Annotated in this window: 11 protein-coding genes; 5 read left to right on the plus strand and 6 right to left on the minus strand. The window is 71.7% G+C overall.

Features of this window, described 5'->3' with window-relative positions; all coding sequences use genetic code 11:
* The first annotated feature begins 78 nt into the window (after window positions 1-78).
* Entirely contained in the window at window positions 79-936 is an 858-nt protein-coding gene (locus ACLZOT_RS40545; protein ID WP_416974206.1) for a LysR family transcriptional regulator, read from the plus strand.
* A 31-nt stretch (window positions 937-967) separates the two neighbouring features.
* Here ACLZOT_RS40545 and ACLZOT_RS40550 read toward each other — a convergent pair whose 3' ends face one another.
* The 3 genes from ACLZOT_RS40550 to ACLZOT_RS40560 form a co-directional block, all read right to left on the minus strand.
* Window positions 968-3,103, minus strand: a complete 2,136-nt coding sequence (locus tag ACLZOT_RS40550; protein ID WP_416974207.1) for a putative bifunctional diguanylate cyclase/phosphodiesterase — start codon at window positions 3,101-3,103, stop codon at window positions 968-970.
* Window positions 3,100-3,912: an SAM-dependent methyltransferase gene (locus ACLZOT_RS40555; protein WP_416974208.1), complete on the minus strand. Its 813-nt coding sequence runs from the start codon at window positions 3,910-3,912 to the stop codon at window positions 3,100-3,102. Before ACLZOT_RS40555 ends, ACLZOT_RS40550 begins: the two co-directional genes overlap by 4 nt.
* Window positions 3,913-4,131: 219 nt before the next feature.
* Entirely contained in the window at window positions 4,132-5,145 is a 1,014-nt protein-coding gene (locus tag ACLZOT_RS40560; RefSeq protein ID WP_416974209.1) for an SCO0930 family lipoprotein, read from the minus strand.
* Window positions 5,146-5,961: 816 nt separating this feature from the next.
* On the opposite strand from ACLZOT_RS40560, the gene ACLZOT_RS40565 reads away from it, so the two are divergent.
* From ACLZOT_RS40565 to ACLZOT_RS40575, 3 genes are all read left to right on the plus strand, one after another.
* Complete coding sequence (locus ACLZOT_RS40565) at window positions 5,962-6,093, plus strand: hypothetical protein (RefSeq protein WP_416974210.1); 132 nt, start codon at window positions 5,962-5,964, stop codon at window positions 6,091-6,093.
* 45 nt (window positions 6,094-6,138) lie between these two features.
* The gene (locus tag ACLZOT_RS40570) at window positions 6,139-6,903 is read left to right on the plus strand and encodes a hypothetical protein (protein ID WP_416974211.1); all 765 of its coding nucleotides are present in this window, start codon (window positions 6,139-6,141) and stop codon (window positions 6,901-6,903) included.
* A gap of 177 nt (window positions 6,904-7,080) precedes the next feature.
* Window positions 7,081-7,611: a hypothetical protein gene (locus tag ACLZOT_RS40575; protein WP_416974212.1), complete on the plus strand. Its 531-nt coding sequence runs from the start codon at window positions 7,081-7,083 to the stop codon at window positions 7,609-7,611.
* Between the two features lie 77 nt (window positions 7,612-7,688).
* On the opposite strand, the gene ACLZOT_RS40580 is transcribed toward ACLZOT_RS40575, so the two are convergent.
* The gene (locus tag ACLZOT_RS40580) at window positions 7,689-8,186 is read right to left on the minus strand and encodes a hypothetical protein (protein WP_416974213.1); all 498 of its coding nucleotides are present in this window, start codon (window positions 8,184-8,186) and stop codon (window positions 7,689-7,691) included.
* A 334-nt stretch (window positions 8,187-8,520) separates the two neighbouring features.
* Between ACLZOT_RS40580 and ACLZOT_RS40585 the strand changes: the two genes are divergently transcribed.
* Complete coding sequence (locus ACLZOT_RS40585; RefSeq protein WP_416974214.1) at window positions 8,521-9,204, plus strand: class F sortase; 684 nt, start codon at window positions 8,521-8,523, stop codon at window positions 9,202-9,204.
* Between the two features lie 30 nt (window positions 9,205-9,234).
* Here ACLZOT_RS40585 and ACLZOT_RS40590 read toward each other — a convergent pair whose 3' ends face one another.
* The gene (locus ACLZOT_RS40590; RefSeq protein WP_416974215.1) at window positions 9,235-10,068 is read right to left on the minus strand and encodes a polysaccharide deacetylase family protein; all 834 of its coding nucleotides are present in this window, start codon (window positions 10,066-10,068) and stop codon (window positions 9,235-9,237) included.
* A 152-nt stretch (window positions 10,069-10,220) separates the two neighbouring features.
* Window positions 10,221-13,442, minus strand: a complete 3,222-nt coding sequence (lysX, locus tag ACLZOT_RS40595; RefSeq protein ID WP_416974216.1) for a bifunctional lysylphosphatidylglycerol synthetase/lysine--tRNA ligase LysX — start codon at window positions 13,440-13,442, stop codon at window positions 10,221-10,223.
* Window positions 13,443-13,444: the final 2 nt, after the last annotated feature.

A 13,444-nucleotide genomic window follows, 5' to 3' on the forward strand; every position in this document is an offset into this window, starting at 1 on the left:
TTGTTACCCTCAGGGCAAGACCGAGGAAGCAACACCGAGGGGGCGACGCCGCGAGAGGCAGCGCCTGGAGGGGGTCGCATGGATTCCCGTGCCCTGCGCTACTTCGTCGCCGTGGCCGAGGAACTCAACTTCACCCGGGCCGCCGGCCGCCTCGGCATCTCCCCGCCCCCGCTCTCCCGGGCCATCGCGAAACTCGAACGCGACCTGGGCGTCCCCCTCCTCGAACGCAGCACCCACCACGTCGCCCTCACCCCGGCGGGCACGGTCCTGCTGACCGAGGCCCGGCACACGCTCGACGCCCTGGAAGCGGCGATCCACCGCACCCGCCGGGCCGGCGGCCCCGCCCCGAAGCTGGTCCTGGCGGTGAAGGCGGACGGCGACGCGGGCCTCCTGGAACCCCTCCTGGCGCGGTACGCCGCCACCCCGGCCGCCCTCCCGGTCACCGTCCGCCTCTGCGCCTGGCACGAACAGCCCCGCCTCCTGCGCACCGGCGAGGCGGACGTGGCCCTCGTCCACGAGCCGTACGACCGCACGGGCCTGGATGCGGAGACCCTCCTCCTGGAACCCCGGGTGGCGGCCCTGGCCGCGACCCACCCCCTGGCGGCGAGCGCCCGCGTCACCCTCGCGGACCTGGAGTTGACCGCCGACGGCCTGCCCGGCTTCCTCGACCGGGTCCGCGCGCCCGGCCGCGACCTGGCCCAGGTCCTCGCCCTGATCGCCCTCGACGAGATGTTCACCCTGTTCCCGGCGTCGGTCGCGACCCGCTATCCCCGTCCGGGGGTGGTGTACCGCCCGGTCGTGGACGCGCCCCCGTCGGGCCTGGCGGTGGCGTGGCCGCAGCGGTCACGGTCCACGGCGGTGGCGGCGCTGGTGCGGGTGGCGGAGGAGGTCGCGGCGGTGGTCGTACAAGAATCTCGTACGACCGTCGTCACCTGACCTCCGTCGGCCGGCCGCCATCGGCCGGGGCTCAGCCCGTCGCGTCCGCCAGCACCAGTTCGTTCAGCCTCTCCGGCGGCCCCGGTCGCGCGTAGTACCAGCCCTGGGCCGTGTCGCAGCCCAGCAGCCGCAGTTGCTCCGCCTGGGCGCCCGTCTCGACGCCCTCGACCGTGACCGCGAGGTCCAGGCTGTGGGCCATCGTGACGATGCCCTCGACGATCTTCAAGTCGACGGGATCGGCCGGGAATTGCTGCATGCCCTGCGTGAACGAGCGGTCCAGCTTGAGGATGTTGACCGGGAGGCGGCGCAGGTTGGCGAGGTTGGAGTAGCCGGTGCCGAAGTCGTCGAGGGCGATGTCGACGCCCATCTCGGCGAGTTGGCGCAGCGGCTTCAGCAGGTCGTCGTCGGCGCCGATCAGGGCGGACTCGGTGACTTCGAGGCAGAGCGCCTCGGGTCCGATGCCCTCGCGCTCCAGGATCTCCACCGTGTCCTGGACGAGCCCGGGATGGCTGAGCTGGACCGGCGAGAGGTTGACGTTGATGCGCAGGGACCAGGTCTCGGCGCAGCGTTCACGCCAGGCGCGTACCTGCCGTACGGACTGCTCCAGGACCCAGCGGCCCAACGGGACGATCAGGCCGGTGTGTTCGGCGAGGGGGATGAAGCGGTCGGGGCCGAGGACGCCGTGCTGGGGGTGCAGCCAGCGGACGAGGGCCTCGGCGCCGCGTACGCTGCCGTCCTCCAGGCGGACGATCGGCTGGTACTCCATGAAGAACTCGTCGCGCTCCAGGGCGGCGGGCAGCTGGGTCGTCAGGCCGTGCCGGGTGATGGCGCGGGCGTCGGCCTCCGCGTCGGCGAGTTCGAAGCGGTTGCCGCCCGCCGACTTGGCCCGGTACATCGTGATGTCGGCGCTGCGCAGCACCTCGGCGGCGCTGCGCTCCCCCGCCTCGCCCTCGACGATGCCGATGGAGCCGCGCACGGTGAGTTCGCGGCCGTCGATGCGGACGGGTGCGACGAGGGCGTTCATGATGCGGGAGGCGAGTTCGTCGACCTCGTGCGGGGAGTCGGGGCCGGTGGTGAGCGCCACGAACTCGTCGCCGCCGAGCCGGGCGACCATCTCGCCGGGCGCGGTCGCGCAGGACTGGAGGCGGTCGGCGATCTCGACGAGGAGCCGGTCGCCGGCGGCGTGCCCGAGGCTGTCGTTGATGGTCTTGAAGCCGTCGAGGTCGAGGTAGCACAGGCCGTAGCGGCGGCCGTCCCCGGCGGCGACGATCTTCTCCAGGCGTTCGAAGAACAGCGTGCGGTTGGGCAGGCCGGTGAGGGCGTCGTGGGTGGCCTCGTAGCGCAGCCGCAGGTTGAGCAGGCGGCGCTCGGTGGTGTCCTCCATCAGGGCGAGCTGGTAGCGGGGTTCGCCGTCGGCGTCGCGCAGCAGGGAGACGGTCAGGTTGGTCCACAGGACCGTTCCGTCGGGCCGGTAGAACGCCTTCTCGGTGTGGTAGTGCTCGCGGTCGCCGCGCACCAGCTCCTCGTGGAGCTTCCACACCTGCGGGGCGTCCTCGGCGTGCGTCCACTCCTTGACGTTGCGGCTGCGCACGGCCTGCTCGGAGCCGCCGAACATGCGGGTGAGGGCGTCGTTGACCTCCAGGACGTGGCCGTCGAGGTCGGCGATCCAGATGCCTATGGCGGCGCCCTCGAAGACCGCGCGGAAGCGGGCCTCGCTCGCGTGCAGGGCCTGCGCGACGACGCCCTGCGCCTGGAGCGCGGCCTGTGCGATGGCCTCCTGCTCGGCGAGGGTGCGCTCGCGCAGGGCGTGCGCGTAGCCGGCGGCGATGGCGTGCTGGAGGCGCGAGGAGCGGGTGCGGAGCTTCTCCGGGGGCGAGTCGTCGCCGCAGTACAGCACCAGGTACGCGTCCACGCACTCCAGTGCCTGGGCGAGGGCCTCCGGGTCGGTGCAGTGCGCGGTGACCAGGGCGGCGCCGACCGCCTTGGGCTCGGCGGCGTCGAAGGAGCGCGCCAGGAGGGCCGTACGCAGGCGTCTCGCGAGGGGGAGGAGGAGTTCCTCGAACTCGGGGCGGGTGAGGGGGGTGGAGGTGGCCGGGTAGACGGCTCTGCTCCAGATCGTCGCGAACCGGCGCAGTCGGTCCTCCGGTCCGTCCTGCACGGCCGTCACGCCGTGGTCCCCACGCCGGCGAACCCGCAGAACGCATAGGGATCCTCGTCCTCCGGGGCCGTCTCCGGCCGCCACAGCGGCATCGGCACCAGTCCAGGTTCCACCATGTCGTACCCCTCGAAGAACCGCGCGATCTCGCTTCGTGAGCGCATGATCAGCGGGTTGCGGATGTCCTTGTACACGTCGACGGCGCCGCCGGCCCGTTCGGGCGGCAGCGGGATTCCCTCGAACGAGGCATGGGTGAGGACGAGGACGCTGCCGGGCGCGAGGGCGTCGCGCAGCGCCGCCACCGCCCCGTACGGGTCGTCCTCGTCGTCCACGAAGTGCAGTATCGCAATCAGCAGGACGGCCACGGGCCGCCTCAGGTCCAGCAGGTCTTGGACCTGAGGGCTGGTCAGGATGGACTCCGGGGCGCGCAGGTCGGCCGCGACGGCGTCGGCGCGGGGGTCCTCGGCGAGCGCGGCCCGGGTGTGTTCGACGGCCACGGCGTCGTGGTCGACGTGCACGATCCGGGCGCCCTGGACCGCCCTGCGGGCCACGTCGTGGACGTTGCCGGAGGTCGGCAGGCCCGAGCCGATGTCGAGGAACTGGGTGATCCCCTCGGCCGCCGCGTGGTGCACGGCGCGGCGCATGAACGCCCGGGTGGCCTGCATGATCTTCGGCAGCCCGGGGACGAACTCCATCGCCCTGCGGGCCGCCTCGCGGTCCGCCTCGAAGTTGTGCGAACCGCCCAGGAAGTAGTCGTTGATGCGCGCCACGCTGGGCATCGAGATGTCGATGCTCCTCGGGGCCCAGGCGGGACGCTGCATCAGTACTCCAAGGCTTCCGGGGTTCCGGGGTTCCGGTGTTCGAGCTGAGGCTACTGATCGCCCGCCAAAAGAACGAGCGGAAACGGAAATTGACCGTCCGTTCCCGGTCAGGACGTGTGGGTTTCCGGTAGGTTCTGTCGGCTCCCGGAACGCCGCCCGACGCACGGAACCGCCCCCTCCGTACGGCGTGGAGGGGGCGGGCCATGGCGGGCGGCTCGGCTACTTGTTGGGAGCGCCGACCAGCTTGCCGTCGGGGCGCACCGCGAACCAGGTGCCGCCGACGCCCTGCCCGTTGATGTCACCGGGCTTCTTGTCGTTGATGAACGTGTAGATCGGCGAGCAGTTGAGGGTCTGCTGCTCCTCGTTGTTGTCGGGGCGCGTGAACTTCATGTACCCCTTCTCGGGGATGTCCTTCGTGTCCTTGAAGTCGACGGGCGCGACGATCGGCCACTTCTCCAGGCACTCGCCCTTGCAGTTCGAGACCGGCTTCGGCCACGCCTTGTCCTTGACGAAGCGGTAGACCGTCATGCCGTTCTTGTCGACGACGATCTCGCCGAGGTTCGGGTCGTTGCGGGTCGACAGGCCCGGCTCGTCGGAGACCTCGGTGCCGCCGCCCTCGCCACCGCCGCCGCCCGACTTGGCCTTCTTGCCGTCGGGGGCCAGCGCGAACCACTTGTTGCCGACGTTCTGCCCGTTCGTGTCGCCCGGGTTCGCGTCCTTCTGGTAGTAGTACGCGGGCCAGCCGTCGATCGTGAGCTGCTTCTTGCCGTCCGCGCGGGTGACCTCGCCCAGCAGCGACTTGTCGATGCCGTCACCGGCCGAGACGTCGTCCGGGGCGACCGGGGGCCAGGTCGTCGCGCAGGCGTCGTTGCAGTTCGACTTCGGGGGCTCGGCGGTGTCCGAGTCGAAGCGGTAGAGGGTACGGCCCGCGCTGTCGGTCACGATCTTGCCGAGGTCGGCGTTGGTGGCGACCTCCAGCTGACCGGCCGTCTGGGTGCCGGCGCCCGAGCCGCCGGTGCTGGGGCTGGCGCCCGCGCCGACGCCGGTGCCGACACCGCCGTAGCCGCCGCTGCCGACACCGCCGGTGGTGATGCCACCGGTGCCGGCCGGGGCCGTGGCGCCGACGTTCTGGCTGCCCGTGGATCCACCGCTTTCCTGACCGCACGCCGTCGTCAGCGCCAGCACGGCCACAGCGCTCGCCACGAGAGAGGCGCTCCGCCAGGAGGTGTTCATTGTCAACTCCCCGATCATCACAAGCGTGTTCGCAGCGCCCTGCTGCGCCGCCGCTCGGGATTGGTTACGCATGGGGGCGGTCGTTGTGTTCAACGCCGTCAAAAAAATCTTTTGGCCGGCTGTGTTTGAGGGGGAGGAGAGGGGTGGGGCGGGGGGTGCGGGTGGTGACCGAACAGGCAGCACCTTCGTTCGACCCCGCGTTAAACCCTTTGGGTGTCAAGTTCGCCCGTTCGGGGCAATCCTCGCCGATCAGGGGCGTGCGCCGGGGCGGGAGGGCTGATGATCTGCGTCGTGCATGGATCCGAACCGTCCCGATCCGCCCTCACCGTACGGGTGTTGGGCGTGGTGACCGCTGCCTGGATTCTGGTGGGCGCACCGGCCGGGGTCGCGTCCGCCGACGCCTGCGCGTACGCGTCCGTGGGGCCGGGCGGCCTTGAGGTCGTGGCCGTGGCGGGGCACTCCCCGTGGCCGAGCTGGCCGACACCGCCGCCCTGCCGCCCGAAGCCCCCGCCGCCACCGCCCTGTCCGGAGCCGAGCCCGACACCGACGCCGACCCCCACGCCGACACCGACCCCGACTCCCGAGCCCACCCCGACACCGAAACCGACGCCGACCCCGAAGCCGACACCCAAGCCCACCCCCACACCGCAGCCGACCCCGAAACCGTCTCCCGAGCCGGCACCGGCTCCCGCCCCACGGCCCGCCCCGCCCCGCGCGGCCCCGGTCCCGCGGCCCGCACCGCCGGCCCCCGCCCCGAAGCCGACGCCGACCCCCACGCCCACCCCGACCCCGACCCCCACCCCCAGCGCGTCCCCCGTGACCTACCCGGCGTACCACCACACGGCCCCCCGCAAGCGGCCCTCGCACGGGACCACGTCGCCGGTCACCTACGTCCTCCTGATCACGGCCCCCGCGGTGATCGCCGTCGCGGCCCTGCGTCCGCGCTGACGCGCCCCACCTCCACCCCACCCTCGGACCACCAAGGAGGCACCCTTGCCCGAATGGCTTGTTCTCACCCTCTCGATGCTCGCCGCCGTCGCGGTGGTCATCGTCATCGCGCTGCTGCGCCAGCGCACCGCGTCGGAGGACGAGGACCCCTCGGAGACCCCGGACGTCATCGAGTACATGACGATGTGGATCGGCGTGGTGTACGCGATCGTGCTGGGCCTGGCCATCGCGGGCGTGTGGGAGGCGAGGAGCGCCGCCCAGGACCACGTCCAGGCGGAGGCCCAGGCGCTGCACGAGATCTCGGAGCGGGTGCGCGTGTACCCGCCGGACGCGCGTGACCGGATCCGCGCGGACGTCGAGGCGTACGTCCAGCACATCGTCGACGTCGAGTGGAGGACGATGAAGGACAAGGGCGAGATCACCGGCAAGGGAGACGAACTCCTCGGCAAGCTCCGCGCGGACGTGACGGACTACCAGCCGACGAGCGACTTCCAAGCGCAGCAGTACCAGCCGCTCCTCGACCAGGTCGCGGCGGCCGACCAGGCCCGTACCGCCCGCGCCGACTCGATCGACCCGACGATGCCGGGCGTGGTGTGGGGCGGTCTGCTGGGCGGCGGGATCATCACGATCGGCATGGTGTTCGCGCTCCAGATCGGCCGGACACCGAGGGAACTGATCCTGGCGGGCCTGTTCTCCGCGCTGATCGCCTTCCTCCTCTTCCTGATCTGGGACTTCGACGCGCCCTACAGCCGGGGCATCACGGCGTCGGCAGAACCCTTCCTGCACTTCTTCCCGGACCTGAAGGGCTGACGATGCCTCACCCGCCACGCCGCCGGGGTCCCCTGACCGGCCCACACGCATGCCCCATTCGCACGACACCGATCGCGCGTACGCACACCTGTTCCTAGCGTTTCGGTCATCGAGGTGCATTTCAGGCGCGCGCGGTACAGGTCCGCGAGCTGCTCCTCGGGGACCGGAGGATTGACCATGCGCGCGATACGCGTCGCCTCGGCCGCACTGCTGGGCGCGGGTGCCCTGGCCTTCACCGCACCGACAGCGGCGGCGGGTGACTCCAACGCGTTCGGCTTCAGCGTGATGCCGTCGACGATCGCGGCGGGCGGCCAGGTCACGCTCTCGGTGGACCGGGGCAACGGCAACTGCGGTGGGACGGTCATCGTCTCGTCCGGCGTCTTCGACACCGTCCGCATCCCACCGGACCGCTCCCAGTCCACGGCGACCGTCGACTGGGACGCCCGCCCCGGCGCCTCGTACCGGGTGACGTTCACCTGCAACGGCGGCGACAGCGGCACGGCCCAGCTGACGATCGCGGGCGGCCGGGGCCCCACGCAGCCGCCGTACCCGCTCTACCCCCCGAACCGGGGTGTGCACGCCGGTGAGGGCGGCACGATCGGCGGCTTCGACCTGAAGGAGCTGGGCCTCGGCGCCCTGCTCATCGTCGGCTCACTCGGCACGGCGTACCACTTCTCCCGCCGCCGCACGGGCGAGGACGGCGCCTGAGGAAGCCTCACCGCCACGCGGTCGGCCCGGTCCCTCCTGAGAGGGCCGGGCCGACCGCGTTTCCCCGAAAGCGCCTTTCAGATACGGCGCTCCGCGCGCCGCCGCATCCAGAACACCCCGCCACCGACGAGCGCCGCCGCGACGAGCCCACCGCCGATCGCCATGTCGGTCGGCGTGGCCCCGGTGGTGGAGCTGCCGCCGATGCCACCCCGGACGCCACCGAGGACGGTGAAGACGCCGGGGAAGGTCCGGGTGCGGTTCTCACAGGTCGTGGTGACGCTGTACGAACCGGCGTTGGCGAACGAGTTGACCCGGACGGTGGCGCTGGCCGTGTTGCCGCCCAGGGACGTCAAGGTGGTCGTCGGGAAGGCGTTGGAGCTGATGGTGCTGCCCGGTGTGGTGCAGGCGTTGTTGCCGCCGCCGTTGACGGTGAGTACGAGCTGCCCTCCGCGGGCGATCACGCTGGGCGCCGAGACGACCGACGTCGGGTCGGTCCAGGCCGACGCCGTCGGGGCGGCGAGGCCCAGGACGGCGCACGCGGCGGCCGAGGCCGCCAGGGCACGAGTGGTTCGCATTGGTTCCTCCGCGGAAGGCACCCCGGGGCACGTCCCCGGTCTGTCGGCGAGAAAGCGCCTCCCGGAAAGACCCTCAGATGCCGTGCGGGCGCCCGCATTTCGGGAATGGTCCGTCCTGGTGAGGCGACACGCCGTACGACATCCGCACCATCACACAAAGCCGCAGGTCACACACCGTCAGAAATTTCCTGCGGCCGTCGACTCGGATGGCGCACTGCCCCGTCCGGCGGCCACCCGTTCGCCGCTCCCTTGTCGCCGGTAGCGCGGAGCCGTCCTAGCGTTTCCGGTAGGCGCTACGGGGCACGGCGACGGCCGGGCCGAAAGGGGATGGCGAATGTCGGGTTACGAGCTGTCCGAGGCGGAGGAAGAGGAAGAGTCGCGGCCGCGCAAGCGCGCGCCGTGGGGCGTGATAGCGCTGGTCCTGCTGACCGGCCTCGCGCTCATCCGCAACGGCTCGGGCGAGTTCGACGCCGGTCCGCCGCAGCCGGCCGCCGCTGCCGCCGCCGACGGCCGCACCGGGGGTCTCACCGGGAGCGTCTTCGACAAGGCGCCGAGCCCGCTGGCGTACTCGGTGCCCGAGCGGGTCGCCATCCCGGCGATCCGGGTCAGCGCCCCGGTGATGCCGGTCGGCCTCGACGCGGCGGGCTGGGTCGACGCGCCGCCCCCGGAGGACCCGAACCTCGCGGGCTGGTTCACGGGCGGGGTCTCGCCCGGCGAGAAGGGCACGGCCGTCGTCGTCGGCCACGTCGACAACAAGCTGGGTCCCGCCGTCTTCTACGGCCTCGGCGCCCTCAAGAAGGGCAACAGGGTCGAGGTGTCCCGCAAGGACGGGAAGACGGCCGTGTTCGAGATCTACGGCATCGAGGTCTTCGAGAAGAAGAACTTCCCCGGCGACCGCGTCTACGCCTCCAAGGGCGCCCCCGAACTGCGGGTCATCACCTGCGGCGGCGGTTTCTCCAAGGCCCACGGCTACGACGGGAACGTCGTCGTCTTCGCCCGCCTGGTCGAGGTCCGCTGAGCGGCCCCGACCGGGCGGACGCCCGAACCGTCAGGCGGGGTGCCGGCGCGGGACGGTGATGTGGTACCCGGAGTCGAGCAGCCGGGGCAGGTACCGCCTCAGGGCCCGCACACTCTGCGTCCGGTCGCCGCCCGCGTCGTGCGACAGCACGACCACACCGGGCGCCGCGCCCCCGGCGACCCGGCTCACGATCGTCCCCGTCCCCGGCGTCGTCCAGTCCAGCGTGTCCACGGTCCAGGCGAGGGGCTCCATCCCGAGATCCGCGCCGATCTGGAACGCGGCCCGGTTCCACGCGCCGTACGGTGCCCGGAACCAGCGCGGCTTCTCCCCGTACGCGTCCTCGATCACGTCACACGTGCGCTGCATCTCCGACCGGATGCGGCTGCGGCGCAGCTTCGTCAGCAGCGGGTGCGACCAGGTGTGATTACCGACGACATGCCCCTCGTCGGCCATCCGCGCGAGCAACTCCCGGTTGTCGGCGGCCATTTCCCCGCAGACGAAGAACATCGCGCGCACGCCGTACTCGCCGAGGGTGTCGAGGATCGCGGGCGTGTAGCGGGGGTCGGGACCGTCGTCGAAGGTGAGCACCATGGTGTTCCCGCGCCCGGCCACTTCGAGGATGGGCTTGCGCCGCACGGCGAGCTTCGACACCGACGACGCGGGCGGCCCGAACCCGGTGACAGGCTGGAGGCGATAGGCGGACGCCTTGAGCGGAACACGCCGGGCGGGGGCCCCGGCGGCGGGCACAGGAACCGACTCCTCTCCCCCGCTCAGCCCCAGGGTTACGGCTCCAGCACCCCCGAGAGCGGCAACGCCCGCACCCCACAGAATCCGACGCCGGGTAAACACCTGATCTTTCTTCATGAAGCATCAGTCACCCGCGCAGCGGCAGACTCACCCCGCACCACCGATATGGCGCGCTTTTTCCACTCCCCCAGCCCAAGTCTTTTAGGGGCGCGGGGAACTGCGCGATCAGCCACGACGGCGCGGTAGGCGGCAATCCACCTCGAAGACCCTCACCTCCTCCGAACCAAAGGAAACGGCAAGGTCTCCCGAATGCTCAGCCCCGTGACGAACATGACCAGTCGGTCCACCCCGATCCCCAGCCCACCCGTCGGCGGCATCGCGTAAGCCAACGCTTCGAGGAAATCCTCGTCGAGTTCCATCGCCTCGGGATCACCCCCCGCCGCTTTCAACGACTGTTCGGTCAGCCGTCTGCGCTGTTCCACCGGGTCGGTCAATTCGGAATACGCCGTCCCCAACTCCGTGCCGAACGCGACAAGATCCCAGCGTTCGGCGAGCCGGGGATCCGTCCGGTGCTGCCGGGTCAGCGGCGAGACGTCGGTGGGGAAGTCCTTGTAGAACGTCGGCAACAGGGTCCGTTCCTCGACGAGCCGCTCGTACATCTCCAGGACGACGTCCCCACGCCCGTCGCCGTCCCCGTACGGCACCCCGGCCCGGTCGCAGAGCCGCCGCAGCGCCTTCAGCTCCGTGTCCGCGTCGATCTCTTCTCCCAGTGCCTCCGAAATCGCCCCGTACACGGTTTTGACAGGCCACTCCCCCGAAATGTCGTACTCCTCCCCGCCTTTACGGACGACGGGCGTGCCGAAAGCGGCCCGAGCGGCACCCTGGATCAACTCGCGGGTCAGATCGAGCATCACGTCGTAGTCGGCGTACGCCTGATACGCCTCCAGCATCGTGAACTCGGGATTGTGTTTCGGTGAGACGCCTTCGTTGCGGAAGGTCCGGCCCATCTCGAAGACTTTCTCCAGGCCGCCCACGCAGAGCCGTTTGAGGTACAGCTCGGGGGCGATGCGGAGATAGAGGTCGAGGTCGTACGCGTTGATGTGTGTCGTGAACGGGCGTGCGTTCGCCCCGCCGTGGATCTGCTGGAGCATCGGCGTCTCGACTTCGAGGTATCCCCGGTCGAGGAGTCCGCCGCGCAGCGCCTGGACGACGGCGGCCCGCGCGCGGATCGTGTCGCGGGCGGCGGGGCTGGTGACGAGGTCGAGGGCGCGGAGGCGGACCTTGGCCTCGGGGTCGGTGAGGCCGCGCCGCTTGTCGGGCAGGGGGCGCAGGCATTTGCCGGTGAGCCGCCAGTCGTGGACGAAGACCGTCGGTTCGCCCTTGTCGCTGCGCCCGGCGGAGCCTGTGCAGCTGACGAGGTCGCCGAGGTCGACGTCGGCGCGGAAGCGCCCCGCGTCGGTCAGGGCCAGCTGGTGGTCGCCGGACCAGTCCCGCAGGGTGACGAAGACGATCCCGCCGAAGTCACGGACGCGCAGGACACGCCCGGCGACGGTCACCTCGTCACCGTCGCGGACGTCCGCGAGGGCGTGCGTGGGCGCCGGTACGCCCACCGGGTAGGGGTCCGTGCCGTCGTCGTACAGCCGCTGGAGCCGTTCCTGGCGGACGCGGACCTGGTCGGAGGGGCCTTTGGCGCGTTCTTCGGCGGGTTCCGTCAGCTCCTCCAGGGGCGGCAGGTCGCCGGTGGAGGAGGCGGGGCGTACGGCGTGCTTGAGGCGGTGGCGGCGCAGGGACGGGACGACGACGAAGCCCTCGGCGATCCCGGAGGCGAGGCCGACGCGGGCGAGGGCGCCGGTGTCGCCGTAGCAGAGGAAGCGGGGGTACCAGGCGGGGCGGTACTTGGCGTTGGAGCGGTAGAGGGCCTCCAGCTGCCACCACTTGGAGAAGAACAGGAGCAGGCGGCGCCACAGCCGGAGCACGGGTCCTGCGCCGATGCGGGCGCCCTCCTCGAAGACCGAGCGGAAGACGGCGAAGTTGAGGGAGATCCGGCGGATGCCCAGCTTGGGGGCGGCGGCGCAGACTTCGGCGACCATGAACTCCATGACGCCGTTGGGGGCGGCGCGGTCGCGGCGCATGAGGTCGAGGGAGATGCCGTCGGGGCCCCAGGGGACGAAGGACAGCAGGGCGAGGAGGCGGCCGTCGTCGGCGACGGTCTCGACGAGGAGGCAGTCGCCGTCGGCGGGGTCGCCGAGGCGGTCGAGGGCCATGGAGAAGCCGCGTTCGGTCTCGGTGTCGCGCCAGGCGTCGGCGCGGTCGACGACCTCCTCCATCTCCTCGGGGGTGAGGGTGGCGTGGCGGCGGACGCGGCAGGTGGCGCCGGTGCGGCGGACGCGGTTGACGGCCTGGCGGGTGACGCGCATGTCGCGTCCGCCGAGGTCGAAGGAGGGGATGTCGAGGATCGCCTCGTCGCCGAGTTGGAGCGCGCCGAGGCCCGCGCGGGCGAAGGCTTTCGCGCCGTCCTCGGAGGCGCCCATGACGGCGGGGGTCCAGCCGTGGCGGCGTGCGGTGTCCTGCCAGGCGGCGATGGCGTGCGGCCAGGCTTCGCGGTCGCCGACGGGGTCGCCGCTGGCGAGGCAGACGCCGGCCTCGACGCGGTAGGTGACGGCCGCCTTGCCGCTGGGCGAGAAGACGACGGCCTTGTCGCGTCGGGTGGCGAAGTAGCCGAGGGAGTCCTGTGCGCCGTACCGCTTCAGGAGGGCTCGGATGCGGGCCTCCTCGTCGCCGTGCAGGGCAGCTTCCATGCGCTGGCTGCGGAAGAGGGTGGCGGCGGCGTTCAGGAGGGCGAGGGCGCCGAAGAGGCCGAGGAGGAAGAACAGGGCGCGCGGCGGACGGCCGTCGAAGGAGCCGCCGGAGACCAGACCGCCGAGGACCCGGTCGGCGGCCCAGGCGAGGCGCTGGCCGCGTGGCAGGGTGCCGTGGAACAGCTCGACGAGCCCCCAGCCGGCGAGGATCGCGAGCCCCAGGCCGATCAGCAGGACCAGGACGGCCCGGCGCAGCGCCCCGTGCCGGGAGGCGGCGTAGAACTCGCGGCGGGCGAAGAGCAGCACGACGAGGGCGAGTCCGCAGATCACCAGCGAGGGCAGCGACTCGGTGTAGTCGCCGAACGCGACACCGAGGATGTCGCCGAGCACCAGCAGCCCCAGGTAGACGACGACCAGCCACCAGGCGACCTTCTTGCGGGCGGCGGTCGCGCCGGCCAGCAGGAACAGGAACACGGCGTAGGCGAGGTTCGCGCTGACGGGGATGATCAGCAGGTCGAGCACGTCGACGGCCGGCCGCAGCAGACGGCGCAGCGGCGGCACGAAGGCGAGCACGACACACAGCGCGCCGATCACCCCGAAGAACCCGCCGAACGCCTCGGGGACACGGGCGAGGTGGCGCAGGGGTCTGGGCGGATCGGCCTGCTGGGCGGGTGCGGTCGCGACTGCGCTCATGG

It is taken from the genome of Streptomyces sp. 4F14 (genome assembly GCF_048159485.1).
Taxonomy (GTDB): Bacteria; Actinomycetota; Actinomycetes; order Streptomycetales; family Streptomycetaceae; genus Streptomyces.